A 15,293-nucleotide genomic window follows, 5' to 3' on the forward strand; every position below is an offset into this window, starting at 1 on the left:
GGTACTCGCCAATGTCCGGGCGCTGGGGTTCGATCCCAGGCTTACACAGACTCTGGATTGCTTCGCTGCGCTCGCAATGACGGACGCTAAATCCGGCGACAATCGTTCGGCGCTAGGCTGCCATCGAAGTGCTCGCCGATCCAGTCGATCGTTTCCGGCGCGCTTTCCTTCGCGCTGGTGCCATGATCGCCGGTCATATCGATCCAGCGGACGCCGGTGCCGCGCCGACACACTGCTTTCGCAAACTTCCGCGTCACCGACGGCGCGACGATCGTGTCGTTGCGGCTCTGCGCGATCAGCAGCGGCCCCGGCACCCGCGTCGCATCGACGCTGTTGGCGCGCGCGAAACTGCCGAACGGCTCGATGCGGTCGATATCCTTGCCGCGCGTCGCGCGAGCGATCGTCAATATGCCCAATATCGTTCCCAATTTGGGTTTTTTGTCGAGGCTGACGCAGTTATTCTCGGCCAACCGGTGGATCACGCCCTGGTTGGCGCGATTGGCAACGCCATCCATTGAAAAGCCGTACAGCGTCGACCAGCTGTGCAGCGCGAACGACAACAGCAGCGCCCGCGCATTCTTGTCGCTCGCTTCGCGCAGGTTTGCGGCAAGGTCGGTCGGCGGCGCGGCGGCTGCGGTGGCGATCAACGTCAGATCCGGCGCATAGGATCGCGCCAGCGTCGCGGTCCATAACGCAGCGTGACCGCCCTGCGATTCGCCCCACACGGCAAAATCGCTGCCCGCGGCGGCGCCAGGGATCGCGCGCGCGGCCCGCACCGCGTCGAGCACCGCCTGCCCGGTGTCGGCGCCGACCAGGAAGGGGTGCATCGTCGGGCTGCCGAGCCCGATGTAGTCGGGCGCAACCATGACATAACCGCGGCCGACCGCATCGATTCCCGCGGTGGCGGCAAAGAAATTGGGACTGAGCGACGGCGCGCATTTTTCGGCGACTCCCCACGCGCCGTGCGTCCAGGCGATCACCCGGCGCGGGCGCGGCGGGATCGCCTCCATCGGTGCCGCGACGACTCCGGTGACCGCGATCGGAACCCCGCCCTGACCGCTTGTCCAATATCGTATCTGCCAGGCCTGCACCCCGGCGGGCGTTTCCCGCATCGGTTCGGCCGCGATCAACTCGCCCGCCCGCTGCGCCGCAGCGGGGGTCGGGAGGTTGAGGGCGACAGCAATCAAGGCAGCGATCGAAAAGCGGCGCATCGGCATCTCTCCCCGGTGCATCGCTATATCACGGCACGGCACCGCCGAAAACGCGTTCCTCGGCCCGCTGCGCGAACCAACGAAAAGGCCGGGCAGAGCCATGCTCGTCCCGGCCTTCTCGATCGGCTTGGGATCAAGCCTATTTTTTGGCGGCCGCCTTCTTGGCCGGTGCCTTTTTCGCCGCAGGCTTGTCTTCGGCGGCCTTGGCAGGCGCGGCCTTCTTCGCCGCGGCGGGCTTGTCGTCGGCCTTCTTGGCCGGTGCGGCATCGGCTTTCTTCGCCGCCGGCTTCTTGGCCGGAGCAGCGTCGTCCTTCACCGCGTCCTTCTTGGTCGCAGGCTTTTTCGCCGCCGCTTTCTTGGCAGGCTTTTCGTCATGGTCGTGGCCACAGCCGGGACCGTGGACATGGCCCGCATCGTCATCGGCCTCGATCGCCGCTTCCAGTTCCTCGCGGGTGGTCTCGCGGTCGCTGATTTCGGCCTTTTCAAACAGGAAATCGACGACCTTGTCCTCATACAGCGGCGCGCGCAGCTGCGCCGCGGCGAGCGCGTCCTGCTGGACATATTCGACGAAGCGCTGGCGGTCTTCGGGGCGATATTGCTGCGCCGCCTGCATCACCAGCCGCTGCATTTCCTGTTGCGAAACCTGCACGCCATGCGCCTGGCCGATTTCGGACAGCAGCAGGCCCAGGCGGACACGGCGCACCGCGATCGCGTGATAATCGTCGCGATCCTTTTCCAGCTCGGCCTTGGCTGCCGCGGGATCGTCCTCGTTCGCGACTTCCTGTTCCAGCTGCTGCCAGATCTGGTTGAACTCGGCCTCGACCATCGTCGGCGGCACGTCGAAATCGTGCGCGGCGGCGAGCTGGTCGAGCAGCTTGCGCTTCATATAGGTGCGCGTCAGGCCGTTCAGTTCCTGCTCGACCTGATCCTTCATCAGCTCTTTCAGCTTGTCGAGGCTTTCAAGGCCGAGCGACTTGGCGAACTCGTCGTCGATCTTCGACGCCGCGGGAACCTTTACTTCCTTCACCGTCACGGCGAATTCGGCCTTGGCACCTTTCAGGTTTTCCACCGGATATTCGTCGGGGAAGGTCGCCTTGACGGTCTTGGCATCGCCGACCTTGGCGCCGATCAGCTGGTCTTCGAAACCCGGGATCAGCTGGCCTGAACCGATTTCGACCGCCATGTCCTCGCCGGTGCCGCCGTCAAAGGCGACGCCGTCGACGCTTCCGGCGAAGTCGATGATGACCTGATCGCCAGCGGCGGCCTTCTTGGTCTTCGGTGCGTCTTCAAAGCGCTTCATCTGCGCCGCGAATTCCTCGATCTTCGCCATCACCGCCTTGTCGTCGGCGGGGACGGTCAGGCGCTCGAGCTTCAGCCCGTCGATCGACGGAGTTTCGATGTCGGGCAGCACTTCCAGCGCCACGGTCAGTTCGGCGTCCTTGCCATTCTCATAACCGTCGGCCAGCGTCACCGCGGGCTGCAACGCCGGACGCAGCTTTTCCTTGGTCATCAGGTCGCGCACGCTCTGGTCGATCGCCTTGTTCAGCGCGTCGGCCGACAGCGCGGCGCCGTGCATCTTGCGGATCAGGTTCGGCGGCACCTTGCCGGGACGGAAACCGGGCATACGGACGGTCGGGGCGATGCTCTTCACCTCGTCGTCGACGCGCGCGTCGATATCCTTGGCGGTGATGGTCACGCGATACTCGCGCTTCAGGCCTTCGTTCAGCGTTTCGACGGTCTTCATTGCCTTGGTCTTATCCTTGCTCAAAATCTCGTATCGATGAACCCCGGCCACATGGCGGGGCTCCCCTATCCCGGCAGCATCCCCGTCAGATCGTCGGAACTGGTGCGGGCGAAGGGACTCGAACCCCCACATCTTGCGATACTGGTACCTAAAACCAGCGCGTCTACCAATTCCGCCACGCCCGCAGGAGCTGTCGGCCGGGTGCACAAAGCCGCGCGCTGTGCCGCGCACGCCCGTGCGGGCCGCGCGGGGCTATAGCAGACGCGGCGCACAGGGCAAGCGCCGAAAGCCCGACAATTCGGCGGGCGGAACGCCCACCGCCGCCGTTCGTTGTTGGGGCAAGGAGAGCCTCAATGACCTATGCGTCCAGCCTGCACGTCCGTGCCACCGACCCCTTTCCCAAACCCAAACCCGACACCATCGAACCGATGGCGCCGCCCGAACATCCGGTGCAGCCGACGCCGCAGGAAGACCCGGCGGGTCAGCCCCAGGAAATCCCCGGCGGTCCCGGCGGCGGCGATATCGACGAACCCGGCCGCGGGCCGGATGAGGTGCCGCCGCAGCAGGTGTGACGCGCCTTCGGCCCCGAATGCGGCATGCCATAACAGCTAGGTTGCATAACAGGACTTGACCCCTCTCTCCGCGCCCGCAACGATGCGGGCGGGGAGAGACATATGATCAGATCGACCGTCATCGTGGGCCTAGCCCTAGTGTTGACCAGCCCCGCGGCGGCGCAGGACCGCCCGACGCTCTATCGCGGCGGGCCGATCATCACGATGGACGGCGATACGCCGCAGAGCATCGAAGCCGTGATCGCGCACAAAGGCCGCGTCACCTTTGTCGGCACCGAGAAGCAAGCGCGGCAGGCGGCGGGGCAGGATGTCGCGGTGCGCGATCTGGCCGGGGCGACGTTGCTGCCGGGCTTTATCGACGCGCATTCGCATTTCACCGTCGCGACGATGAGCGCGGGCGGCCTCGACCTGCGCGACAAGGCGCACGGCGCGATCTCCGACATTCCGGGCGTTCAGGCGGTTATCCGGAATCATGTCGCGCGCAGCCCCGCCAAACCCGGCGGCTGGACGACGGTCTGGCAATTCGATCAGGAAAACCTCACCGAAAAACGCTACATCACCCGTGCCGAACTCGACGCGGTCGCCCCCGACCACCCGCTCGTGGTCCTCCACGTCTCGCTGCACGGCGCGGTCGCGAACAGCGCCGCGCTCACAGGCGCGGGTATCGACGAAACAACCCCGGTGCCGCCCGGCGGCATGATGCTGCGCGACGACGCAGGCAAGCTCAACGGCGTGCTCCTCGAAAAGGCGATGTTCCTGCTGCTCGCCAAAATGCCGCAGCCTACGCCTGAGCAAAAGCTCGCCGCGCTCGACGCCGCGCAGAATTCCTATTTCGCCGAGGGCTATACCCACGCGCAGGATGGCGCGACGCAGCCCCCCGACATTGCGTTCCTGACCAGCGCAGCGGCGCGCGAACGGCTCAAAATCGACCTCGCCCTCCTCCCCTTCTCGACCGGCCTCGATGCGCTGCTCACCAACCCCGACGTCAAATTCGGCGCCTATCAGGGCCATGTGAAGCTGCAGGGGATCAAGTTCGTCCTCGACGGGTCGGTGCAGGGGCGCACCGGCTATTTCACCCGCGATTACAAGCGCGGCAGCCCCGAGGGGCATCACCCGTGGCACGGCGAACCGATCCTGTCCGAAACCGAGTTCGCTGCGCAGGCGAAAAAGGTCCACGACCGCGGCTGGCAGCTGTTCGTCCATGCCAATGGCGATGCCGCGATCGACATGGCGATCCGCGGCTTCGATGCGCTCGGCATCACCGCCGCCGATAACCGCCGCCCGGTCGTCATCCATTCGCAGTTCCAGCGCCGCGACCAGCTGCCCGCCTACGCCCGTATCGGCATCGGCCCCGCCTATTTCTCGAACCATGCCTGGTATTGGGGCGACGTCCACCGCACCAATTTCCCCGCCGAAGTCGTCGATTTCATCAGCCCGCTGCGTTCGGCGCGCGCCGCCGGCCTGACCCCGTCGAACCACAGTGACTACAGCGTGACCCCGCTCGACACGCGGTTCATGCTATGGACGTCGATGGCGCGCGTGTCGCCCACCGGGGTCGTCAGCGGCGCCGACGAGCGCATCGACGCCTATGCCGCATTGCAGGCACTCACCACCGGCCCGGCGTGGCAGATTTTCGAAGAAGACCGCAAGGGCCGAATCAAGATCGGCCTGCTCGCCGATTTCGTGATCCTCGACAAGAACCCGCTCACCACGCCGGTCGACGACATCAAGTCCATCAAGGTTCTGGAAACCATCAAGGAAGGCCGCAGCGTTTGGAAAGCCGCCGACTGACCCAAACAGATCAGCCCAGCGCTTTCTTCAGCAACTCGTTCACCACCTGCGGGTTCGCCTTGCCCTGCATCGCCTTCATCGTCTGACCGACGAAGAAACCGAACAGCGCTTCCTTGCCGCCCTTATACTGCGCGACCTTGTCGGCATTGGCGGCGAGGACTTTCGCGATTTCGGCCTCGATCGCGCCGGTGTCGCTCGTCTGTTTCAGGCCGTCGCGGTCGACGATCGCCGCGGCGCCGTCGCCGGTTTCGAGCATTTTTTCGAACACCTGTTTGGCGATCGTCCCCGAAATCGTGCCGTCAGCGACGAGACCCAACAATTCGGCGGCCTGCGCGGGGGAAACCGGCGAATCCGAAATGTCGCGGCCCATGCGGTTGAGCGCGCCGAACAACTCGCTCGTCACCCAGTTCGCGGCGGCAACGGGCTTCGCGCCTGCGTCGAGCAGCGCATCGAACCAGCGCGCCGCCTCGACCTCGGCGGTCAGCACATCGGCGTTATAGGCCGAAATTCCGGCCGCCAGATAACGCGCGCGCTTGGCATCGGGCAGTTCGGGCAGGCTGTCGCGGCACTCGGCCAGAAACGCATCGTCGAGTTCGAGCGGCAGCAGGTCTGGATCGGGGAAATAGCGATAATCATGCGCATCTTCCTTCGACCGCATCGACCGCGTTTCGTTGCGGTCTGGATCATACAGCCGCGTTTCCTGCACCACGGTGCCGCCGCTTTCGATCAGTTCGACCTGCCGCTTCGCCTCGCCCTCGATCACCGCCATCACAAAGCGCACCGAATTGACGTTCTTCGTCTCGGTGCGCGTCCCGAATTCATCACCGGGCTTGCGCACGCTGACATTGACGTCGGCGCGCATCGAGCCCTCTTCCATATTGCCGTCGCACGACCCGACATAACGCAGGATCGCGCGCAGCTTGCGGACATAAGCCCCGGCCTCGGCGGGCGAGCGCATGTCGGGTTTCGACACGATCTCCATCAACGCGACGCCGCTGCGGTTCAAATCGACATAAGACATCGTCGGATGCTGGTCGTGCATCAGCTTGCCGGCGTCCTGCTCGACATGGATGCGCTCGACCCCGATCACCTTGGGCGCGGGGATACCGGCCTTCTCGTCCGCTTCGACAGTGATCGAACCTTCGCCGACAAGCGGATGATAAAGCTGCGAAATCTGGTAACCCTGCGGCAAATCGGCATAGAAATAATTCTTGCGGTCGAACCGCGACCATTTGTTGATCTGCGCCTCGATGGCCATCCCCGTACGCACCGCCTGGCGGATGCACTCGCGGTTCGGCACCGGCAGCATCCCCGGCATCGCGGCGTCGACCAGCGACACCTGCGTATTCGGCTCCGCCCCAAACGCCGTCGCGGCGCCCGAAAACAGCTTGGCGTTGGTCGTGATCTGGGCGTGAACCTCAAGGCCGATCACGACCTCCCACTCGCCGGTTTCGCCCTTGATGCGATAATCAGTCATTCCATATCCCACTGTAGCTCGGCACGCCATTCGCCGAAGACTTTGATTGAGGGCAGTTTCCGCTGTGAGTTTGGCATAATGGAATCGGGCAAAGGATTGGGCACCGCAAAATGATGCACCGAAGTGACTTCGATGACTTCCAACGTTCCTTCGCGCTCCACATCGACGGTTGCCCCGACATTTGGAATAGCAACAACGTCTATCAAGCCCCACTCCTCCGTTCTTGAGGAACCGTCGGAAGAATCGCAAATGCTGACGGCCAAACCGACGGTAATGCTCACCACCACTTCTCCGCCCGCGCCGTAAAGCCCGCGCGTTCCTCGATCGCCAACCCGGCGTTCAGCACGCCCTGCTCGTCGAACGCCTTGCCGATGATCTGCAAGCCCAGCGGCAGCCCTTCGCGGTTCAGCGCCGCGGGGACAGACATCGCGGGCAGTCCCGCGAGGCTCGCGGGCACCGCGAACACGTCGTTGAGGTACATCGCCAGCGGGTCGGCCATCTTCTCGCCCAGCCCGAACGCCGCCGACGGCGCGGTCGGCGCCAGGATCACGTCGCACACCGCAAACGCCGCGTCGAAATCGCGCGCGATCAGCGTCCGCACCTTCTGCGCCTGCGTATAATAGGCATCGTAAAAGCCCGCCGACAGCACATAGGTGCCGATCATGATGCGGCGCTTGACCTCGGGCCCGAAACCGTCGGCGCGCGTTGCGGCATACATGTCCTGCAAACCCGCCCCATCCGGCAAGTCGCGCAAACCATAACGCACGCCATCATAGCGCGCGAGGTTCGACGACGCCTCGGCGGGCGCGATGATATAATAGGCGGGCAGCGCATATTTGGTGTGCGGCAGGCTGATCTCGACGACCGCGGCCCCCGCATCCTTCAGCATCGCGATCCCGGCATCCCACATCGCGTCGATGTCGGGGTCGATACCCTCCAGCCGGTATTCCTTGGGAATCCCGACCGTCTTGCCCTTGAGATCGCTCGACAAAGCCGCTTCCCAATTGGGCACCGGCATGTCGAGGCTCGTCGCGTCCTTCGGATCGAAGCCCGCCATATTTTCGAGCATGATCGCGCAGTCGCGCACGTCGCGCGCCATCGGCCCCGCCTGATCGAGCGAACTCGCGAACGCCACGATGCCCCAGCGCGAACAGCGGCCATAGGTCGGCTTGATACCCGTAATCCCCGTAAACGCCGCGGGTTGACGGATCGAACCGCCGGTGTCGGTCCCCGTCGCCGCGGGGCACAGCCGCGCCGCGATCGCCGACGACGACCCACCCGACGATCCGCCAGGCGCCAGTGCGGCATTGCCGCCGTCCTTGCGCTTCCACGGGCTGATGACATTGCCAAAGTAGGAGGTCTCGTTCGACGACCCCATCGCAAACTGGTCGAGGTTCAGCTTGCCCAGCATCCCCGCGCCCGCATCCCATAATTTCTGCGACACCGTCGATTCATAGCGCGGCACAAAGCCTCCGAGCATATGGCTTGCGGCAGTCGTCTGCACGCCGTTGGTGCAGAACAGGTCCTTCATCCCGATCGGCACGCCCGACAGTGGCTTGAGACTGCCTGCCGCACGATCGGCGTCGGCCTGCTTCGCCGCCGCCAGCGCATGCTCGGGCGTCTCGACGATGAAAGCGTTCAGCGCCTTCGCGCCCGCAACATTGGCGTTGAACGCCTCGGCAACCTCGACGGCGCTGAAATCGCCCGCGCGGTGCCCGTCGCGGATCTGCGCGACGGTCAAATTGGTCAGGTCGGTCATTATTCGATCACCTTGGGCACGCCGAAAAAGCCGTGCATCGCCGCCGGCGCGTTCGCCAGCACATCGTCGCGGCGGTTGCCGCCGGTCAGCGGGTCGGCGTCGATCACATCGTCGCGCAGCCGCAGCGTGTTGGGGATCACCGCGGTCATCGGCTCGACCCCGGTCACATCAACCTCGCCGAGTTGTTCGACCCAGCCCAAAATGCCGTTCAATTCGCCTTCCATCGCCGCGGCTTCGGCATCGCTGATCGCGATGCGCGCCAGCGACGCTATTTTCCTGACCGTTGCCTGATCGATTGCCATATATTTCGCCTTATCGGGAGAAGCAGCGCCGCTAGCATCACGTCCGGCGCGCTTCAAGCCGTGGCTATTCGAACACCGCCGATTCCGGCGTTCCATTGACCAATAGGCGCCGTTGTTCGACGGTCTCGACTTCGACCGTCGCCGTCGACAGGTCGAGACCCGGCCGCGCCGGGCGGGTGTCGCGCACCTTGTCGCCCTGCACCCAGCGCCCGTCCTGATTCTTCGATATAAAGTCGAACCGCAGCGTTTGGCCGGGAGCTTCCTGCCCCAGCACCGCCACGCGGTCGTCCGCCAGCCAGATCGCGACACAGGCCTTGGCGCGGCTGCACATATAGGTGCTGGCGATGCGATCGATCGCCGCGGCGGGCAGGACGCGCCCTTCGGGCAGCACCCGCATCCGTTCGGCCAGCGGGCGCATCGGCACGGGCGCGCCAGGTCCGGTCAGGTCCCAGCGATTCTTCGCCGCCAGCGCCGCCCTTGCCGCATCGGCGCGGTCCGTTTGCGGCGCCTTTGCCAGCTCGGCGAGCGCCGCCCGGCCGGCGGGTCCGAAATCGAACGCCATCGCTGCCCAGTCGAACTTTTCGGGCTGGACTGTCCCCGAATTGAGCCGCGCCAGCTGGTCACGCGTCGAGATCGCGCCGAAATCGACGATCGGCAGCGCAAGGTACAGCGCGAGCAACATCAGCGCGATCGCCAGCTTTTGCTGCAAAGGCCGCAGCCAGTCGTCGAAATCGCGCCGACCGCGCGCCACGGCCCACAAACCCGCCAGACCATAAGCGAGCGCGATCGCCGCCGCGATCACGCCCCATATACGCTCGGGCGTCCAGCCATATTGGCCGATCCGCAGCATCATCGAATAAACGGCAATGGCCGAAAGCGGCAGCACCGCCACCGCCAGCACCGGCGCCGCCCAGCGTAGCGCAGGATTGGTCGCGCGGTCGTCGTCGCCGTTGCCGATCACCGCGTTGGCGAGCAGCACCGCAAAGGCCGCCACCGCCATCATCAGCGCGGCGGTCGAAAAGCCCGAATCCCAAAGCTTTTGCAGCCCCGTTCCTGCAAGCGAAAGCAGGAACAGCACCAGCGCGACCGCAAGCACCGGCGCCAGCACCGCGAGCACGATCATCACCAGCCGCTGCAAGGTCGAAACCAGCCTGTCGCGCTCGCGCAGCAAACCGACGGCGCCGCCGAACGCCGCCCCCGCGAGCATCCACCCGAACCATTCGTCGTTGAGCAAATCCTGGATCAGCGTGATACCGATCAGCGTGAACATCTGCCCGATCAGGACGACAAGCAGGAAGGAAATGCCGACGAACGCCAGGCTCGCCGCGCCGATCACCGCGTCGGTCCACGCATGGCTGTGCAGCCGCGCATAAGGCATCGTCCACAATTTCCAGAAGCGCCAGTCGGGCGCCACATCGCGGCGCGTCTGGAACAGCGGCGTCGCCACCAGCACCGCCAGCATCCCCGACCAGAAGGGCCATTCGACCGGATTGCCCTGCAGATTATAGGCGGCGGTCTGCCACGCGATGAGCCCCAGCACCAGACCCCACAGCAGCGCAAATCCCAGTGCCCAATGCCAGCGGCGAAGTTCCACCCCCAGCACGAAAACGACCGTCGTCACCGCCACCGCGGTCGCCAGCGCGCTGCGCCAATGCGCCAGTGCATCGTCATAATGATGGTCGACGAGCAGGTGAAAGAACAGCCCCGCGACCGCGCAGATCGCGGCCATGATCCACGGCCGCAGCGGCCAGGGCGGATCATTGTCGTCCAGACGTGCAGAACTTCGGGGCGAATCGGCAGGTGCCGTGCTTGCGGGCGCGTCGGTCATGCCCCACATCTGGGCTTGTTTTGCAGGGCAGCGCAAGTCAAACAGCGCGCCAGTTCTCTCCCCCTTTCGATCACATGGAGCCCGCATTGGCCCGCAAATTCCTCTACGTCATCGCCGTCATCATCTTTCTCCTGCTGGCGGCGGGTGTCGCCTATCAGCTGTTCCCGGGCTGGTTTGCCCGCACCGCGCTCGTTCCCAGCACTGCGTTTGTCGAACAAAGGGCGGCCGAACCCAATGCCTATGATGACCCGACGATGTGGTTCTCGCGCCCCGGGATCGAAAACGACCCGTCGGACTGGCGCCCGGCCGGGGAAGACGCCGATGCCCGCGCACCCGACAGCGCGAAGGCCGCAACCGATGCGCTGGTTCCGCCGGCAAATGCTGCATCGGCTTCGGCAGAGGACGCGTTCACGAGGGGCGATGCCGCAATCTTCTTTGTCCACCCGACCAGCTATTACAGCCGGTCGAGCTGGAACGCGCCGCTCGACGACCGCGACGCCAATTATCGCGCGACCCTGTTCATGCAGGGCATGGCAAGCGCCTTTGCCGATGCCGGACAGGTTTGGGCGCCGCGCTATCGCCAGGCGACGCTCGGCGCCTTCCTGGCCAGCGACCGCGTAACCGCGGGCAAGGCGATCGACGCCGCCTATCGCGACGTCGAACTGGCGTTCGACGCCTTCCTCGCCGCCGTCCCGGCGAACAAGCCGATCATCCTCGCAGGGCACAGCCAGGGCGCACTTCATCTGACGACTTTGCTCAAGAACCGGATCGCGGGCACCCCGCTCGCCCGGCGGATCGTCGCGGTCTATGTCATCGGCTGGCCGGTCTCGGTCGATACCGACATCGAGGGACTGGGCCTGCCCGCCTGCCAGGCCCCGGATGAAAAGGGCTGCATCCTGTCATGGGTCAGCTTCGCCGAACCCGCCGACCCGCAGATGGTGCTCGACGCCTATGACGGGACCATCGGGTTCGACGGTCGCCCGCGTGCCGACACGCGGATGCTGTGTACCAATCCGCTGACCGGCGTCCCCGACAGCGAAGCCGCGCCCGACGCCAATGTCGGTACGCTGAAACCCGTCGACGGCTTCAAGGCGGGGGCGCTATTTGCAGGAAAGATCGGCGCCCGATGTGATGACACGCGCGGCCTGTTGATGATCGGTCGCGCCGACATCGCAAAGGACTATGCGCCCAGCTACGTCCTGCCCGGCAACAATTACCACGTCTTTGACATCACCCTGTTCTGGGCGAACACCCGCGCCGATGCGCTGCGACGGCTGGCGGCGTTCGAGGGCAAACCGTCGCCGGTGCCCCCGGCGGCGGTGCCGGCGGCAACCCCGGCCGCAGTCGCAACGCCTGCGACCTGAATCCGTCATTGCGAGCGGAGCGAAGCAATCCAGAGCGGTTTACGCACGCTCTGGATTGCCGCGTCGCTTCGCTCCTCGCAATGACGGGGTTTGGGAGGTAATGGCAGCATCATGATCACTACCGCCGCCCCCGACTTCGCCGCGAACTTCCCGACCGGCGGTCGCCTGATCGGCCTCGACGTCGGCACCAAGACGATCGGGGTCGCGACCTGCGATATGAACTGGAGCTTCGCGACCCCCGACAAGACGATCATCCGCAAGAAATTCGCCGCCGATCTCGCAACGTTCAAATCGGTCCTCACCGCCCACGCGATCGTCGGCCTCGTCGTCGGCCTGCCGCTCAACATGGACGGCACCGACAGCCCGCGCACCCAAAGCACACGCGCCTTTGCCCGCAACCTGCTGCCGCTCGGCCTCCCCATCCTGCTCTGGGATGAACGCTGGTCGACTGCTGCGGTCGAGCGCGCGATGATCGCCGCCGACGTCAGCCGCGCCAAACGCGCCGAGCGGGTCGACAGCGCCGCAGCGGCCTTCATCCTGCAAGGCGCGATCGACGCGATGACGCGCGCGTGACTCAGTATATCGCCTATTGGCTTGGAGCGGTGAACGGCATCGCCTTTGGCCTGATGGTCGCCGACAAACGACGCGCCGAAGCCGCTGTGCGCCGCATACCGGAATCCACCCTGTTGCTCTGGGCCTTCTTGGGCGGCGCCTTCGGCACCGTCCTTGCCGCGCGCCTTGTCCGACACAAGACACGCAAGCAGCCCTTTGCCACCTGGATGTTGATCTGGCTCTGGCTCCAGATCATTTTGATCGGACTTTGGGCGCTCGGATTATTGGGTCCGCTCGTCACCGCGGCGCTTGCCTATTTGCCCCGTCCTGCCTAAACGCTCCCCTTTAATGACAAGCGCAACCACCCGACCCGCCAGCGACTATCCGCCCGGCGGCGATGCCTTTCGCCATCGCCATCTGATCGGCATCGCCCAGTTGACCCCTTGGGAGATCAGCTACGTCCTCGATGCCGCCGAACAATGGGTCGACATGAACCGCAGCGGCGCCGCGAAGCATGACGACCGCCTCGCGGGCCTCACCATCATCAACGCCTTTTTCGAAAATTCGACGCGCACCTTGCTGTCGTTCGAGATCGCCGGGAAACGCCTCGGCGCCGACGTCGTCAACATGCACGCCGCGCAATCGAGCGTGAAGAAGGGCGAGACGCTGATCGACACCGCGATGACGCTGAACGCAATGCGCGCCGACGCGATGGTCATCCGGCACGGCAGTTCCGGCGCGGTGCAACTGATCGCCGACAAGGTCGACTGCCCGGTGCTTAACGCGGGTGACGGGCGCCACGAGCATCCGACGCAGGCGCTGCTCGACGCGCTCACCATCCGCCGCCGCTTGGGCCGCGTCGAAGGCCTCACCATCGCGATCTGCGGCGACGTCCTCCACAGCCGCGTCGCGCGCTCGAACATCCTTGCGCTCACTCTGCTCGGCAACGAAGTCCGCATCGTCGCGCCGCCGACGCTCACGCCCCCCGCGATGGATCGCATGCACGTCACGACTTTCACCGACATGGACGAAGGGCTGATGGACGCCGACGTCGTGATGATGCTCCGCCTTCAGAACGAGCGCATGGACGGCGCCTATTTGCCCTCGGCGCGCGAATATCACGCGCTCTACGGCCTCACGCCGAAGCGCCTCGAGAAAGCCAAGCCCGAGGCAATCGTCATGCACCCCGGCCCGATGAACCGCGGGGTCGAGATCGACAGCGGTATCGCCGACCACCCCACCCGCTCGACAATTACCGAACAGGTCGAGATGGGGGTCGCGGTCCGCATGGCGTGCCTCGACATCTTGACGCGCCGCCAGCGGGGGGTCGCGGGATGGAACTGAAACCGCTCCTCATCACCAATGCGCGCCTGCTCGGAGGCGAGAGCGGTAGCCTGCTTGTCGCCGGCGGCAGGATTGCGGCGCTCAACCCCACCGAGACGCCCGACGGCACCGAAACGGTCGATGCCAATGGCCAGTGGCTCGCCCCCGGCATCGTCGACCTGGGTGTCTTCGCGACCGACAAACCCGCCTTCCATTTCGGCGGCATCACCCGCGCCGCGCTGATGCCCGACGCCGGGCCGCTCGACGATCCTGGGTTGGTCGAGCGCGCTGCCAAGGGCGGCAAGCCCGACCTTTGGGTCCATCCCCTCGCCGCCGCGACCAAAGGTCTCGCGGGCAAGGAACTCGCCGAAATCGGTCTGATGAAAAGCGCCGGCGCGCGCGCGATCGCCACCGGCCGGACCCGCATCGCCGACAGCGGCGTGATGCGCCGCGTCCTCGCCTACGCCGCCTCGCTCGGCCTCGTCACGATCATCCATGCCGAGGACGAAGGGCTGACCGCAGGCGCCGTCGCGACCGACGGGGAGATGGCAACGCGCCTCGGCCTCGCCTCCGCCCCCGCGATCGCCGAGGCCATGGCGATCGCCCGCGACCTCGCGCTCGTCGACGAGACCGGCGCCCCCGTCCATTTCCGCCAGGTCACGACCGCACGCGGGCTCGACCTGATCCGCGCCGCCAAGGCCAAGGGGCTGCCCGTCCTCTGCGGCATCACCCCCGCGCATCTGTTCCTGTCCGACACCGCGATCGGCGATTTCCGCACCTTTGCCCGCCTGTCGCCGCCGCTGCGCAGCGAAGACGACCGTCAGGCCTGCCTCGCCGCAGTCGCCGACGGCACCATCGATATCCTCTCGTCAGGCCACGACCCGCGCGGCCCCGAGGACAAGCGGCTGCCCTTTGCCGAGGCGCAGCCCGGCATGGCCGGCGCCGAAACCTTGCTCGCGCTCGGCCTGAACCTCGTCCGCGACGGGCATATCACCCCCGCGCGCTTGTTCGACCTGCTCGCCACCACCCCCGCCTGCCTGCTCGGCATCGGGGCCGGAAAGCTGGCAGCCGGCATGGAGGCCGACCTCATTCTGATCGATCCGGATACCCCGTGGCAGGTCGATGCCAAGAAAATGGCGGCTTATGCCGGCAACACCCCCTTTGACGGCATGCCCGTGCAAGGGCGCGCGACGGGGATGTGGAAAGGCGGCGTTCGGATCCGCTAGGTCTGGTTTGCGGCAGGGGAGTGGACGTTGAAAATCCTCCCCATCGACTTGCGATGGGGAGGGGGACCGCCGCCGCAGGCGGTGGTGGAGGGGCAGCAACGTCGCGGCCCCTCGGTCAGCCCTGCGGGCTGCCACCTCCCCATC

At 65.7% G+C, this 15,293-nt stretch carries 14 protein-coding genes and 1 tRNA gene; 7 read left to right on the top strand and 8 right to left on the bottom strand.

The window, feature by feature from the left end; translation table 11 throughout:
• Positions 1-86 precede the first annotated feature (86 nt).
• From IR187_RS16045 to IR187_RS16055, 3 genes are all read right to left on the bottom strand, one after another.
• A complete protein-coding gene (locus tag IR187_RS16045) occupies positions 87-1,211 on the bottom strand; it encodes a lipase family protein (protein WP_194955583.1) in 1,125 nt (374 codons plus the stop codon).
• 139 nt (positions 1,212-1,350) lie between these two features.
• Complete coding sequence (tig, locus tag IR187_RS16050; protein ID WP_194955584.1) at positions 1,351-2,955, bottom strand: trigger factor; 1,605 nt, start codon at positions 2,953-2,955, stop codon at positions 1,351-1,353.
• Between the two features lie 100 nt (positions 2,956-3,055).
• A tRNA-Leu gene (locus IR187_RS16055) sits at positions 3,056-3,140 on the bottom strand.
• Positions 3,141-3,308: 168 nt separating this feature from the next.
• On the opposite strand from IR187_RS16055, the gene IR187_RS16060 reads away from it, so the two are divergent.
• Both IR187_RS16060 and IR187_RS16065 read left to right on the top strand, forming a co-directional pair.
• A complete protein-coding gene (locus IR187_RS16060) occupies positions 3,309-3,527 on the top strand; it encodes a hypothetical protein (protein ID WP_194955585.1) in 219 nt (72 codons plus the stop codon).
• Positions 3,528-3,629: 102 nt separating this feature from the next.
• Positions 3,630-5,318, top strand: a complete 1,689-nt coding sequence (locus tag IR187_RS16065) for an amidohydrolase (protein WP_194955586.1) — start codon at positions 3,630-3,632, stop codon at positions 5,316-5,318.
• A gap of 10 nt (positions 5,319-5,328) precedes the next feature.
• Here IR187_RS16065 and gatB read toward each other — a convergent pair whose 3' ends face one another.
• The 5 genes from gatB to IR187_RS16090 all read right to left on the bottom strand — a co-directional run bounded on the left by gatB (position 5,329) and on the right by IR187_RS16090 (position 10,684).
• Positions 5,329-6,795, bottom strand: a complete 1,467-nt coding sequence (gene gatB, locus IR187_RS16070; RefSeq protein WP_194955587.1) for an Asp-tRNA(Asn)/Glu-tRNA(Gln) amidotransferase subunit GatB — start codon at positions 6,793-6,795, stop codon at positions 5,329-5,331.
• Positions 6,792-7,076 (bottom strand): hypothetical protein, encoded by a 285-nt coding sequence (locus IR187_RS16075; RefSeq protein ID WP_194955588.1) that lies wholly within the window; start codon positions 7,074-7,076, stop codon positions 6,792-6,794. Before IR187_RS16075 ends, gatB begins: the two co-directional genes overlap by 4 nt.
• A complete protein-coding gene (gene gatA / locus IR187_RS16080; RefSeq protein ID WP_194955589.1) occupies positions 7,073-8,554 on the bottom strand; it encodes an Asp-tRNA(Asn)/Glu-tRNA(Gln) amidotransferase subunit GatA in 1,482 nt (493 codons plus the stop codon). Before gatA ends, IR187_RS16075 begins: the two co-directional genes overlap by 4 nt.
• Positions 8,554-8,856, bottom strand: a complete 303-nt coding sequence (gene gatC, locus IR187_RS16085; protein WP_056349827.1) for an Asp-tRNA(Asn)/Glu-tRNA(Gln) amidotransferase subunit GatC — start codon at positions 8,854-8,856, stop codon at positions 8,554-8,556. Before gatC ends, gatA begins: the two co-directional genes overlap by 1 nt.
• A 64-nt stretch (positions 8,857-8,920) precedes the next feature.
• A complete protein-coding gene (locus IR187_RS16090; protein WP_228766001.1) occupies positions 8,921-10,684 on the bottom strand; it encodes a DUF4153 domain-containing protein in 1,764 nt (587 codons plus the stop codon).
• Positions 10,685-10,770: 86 nt separating this feature from the next.
• Between IR187_RS16090 and IR187_RS16095 the strand changes: the two genes are divergently transcribed.
• From IR187_RS16095 to IR187_RS16115, 5 genes are all read left to right on the top strand, one after another.
• Positions 10,771-12,048 carry a DUF3089 domain-containing protein gene (locus tag IR187_RS16095; RefSeq protein ID WP_194955591.1) on the top strand — a complete coding sequence of 426 codons (1,278 nt, stop codon included), beginning with the start codon at positions 10,771-10,773 and terminating at the stop codon, positions 12,046-12,048.
• A 111-nt stretch (positions 12,049-12,159) separates the two neighbouring features.
• Complete coding sequence (gene ruvX / locus IR187_RS16100) at positions 12,160-12,621, top strand: Holliday junction resolvase RuvX (RefSeq protein ID WP_194955592.1); 462 nt, start codon at positions 12,160-12,162, stop codon at positions 12,619-12,621.
• 29 nt (positions 12,622-12,650) lie between these two features.
• Complete coding sequence (locus IR187_RS16105) at positions 12,651-12,935, top strand: DUF1294 domain-containing protein (RefSeq protein ID WP_324187715.1); 285 nt, start codon at positions 12,651-12,653, stop codon at positions 12,933-12,935.
• A gap of 13 nt (positions 12,936-12,948) precedes the next feature.
• Complete coding sequence (locus IR187_RS16110) at positions 12,949-13,944, top strand: aspartate carbamoyltransferase catalytic subunit (RefSeq protein ID WP_194955593.1); 996 nt, start codon at positions 12,949-12,951, stop codon at positions 13,942-13,944.
• On the top strand, positions 13,935-15,149 hold the full coding sequence (locus tag IR187_RS16115; RefSeq protein WP_194955594.1) for a dihydroorotase: 1,215 nt from the start codon (positions 13,935-13,937) through the stop codon (positions 15,147-15,149). Before IR187_RS16110 ends, IR187_RS16115 begins: the two co-directional genes overlap by 10 nt.
• Positions 15,150-15,293 lie beyond the last annotated feature (144 nt).

The organism is Sphingopyxis solisilvae (genome assembly GCF_015475875.1).
GTDB lineage: Bacteria > Pseudomonadota > Alphaproteobacteria > Sphingomonadales > Sphingomonadaceae > Sphingopyxis > Sphingopyxis solisilvae.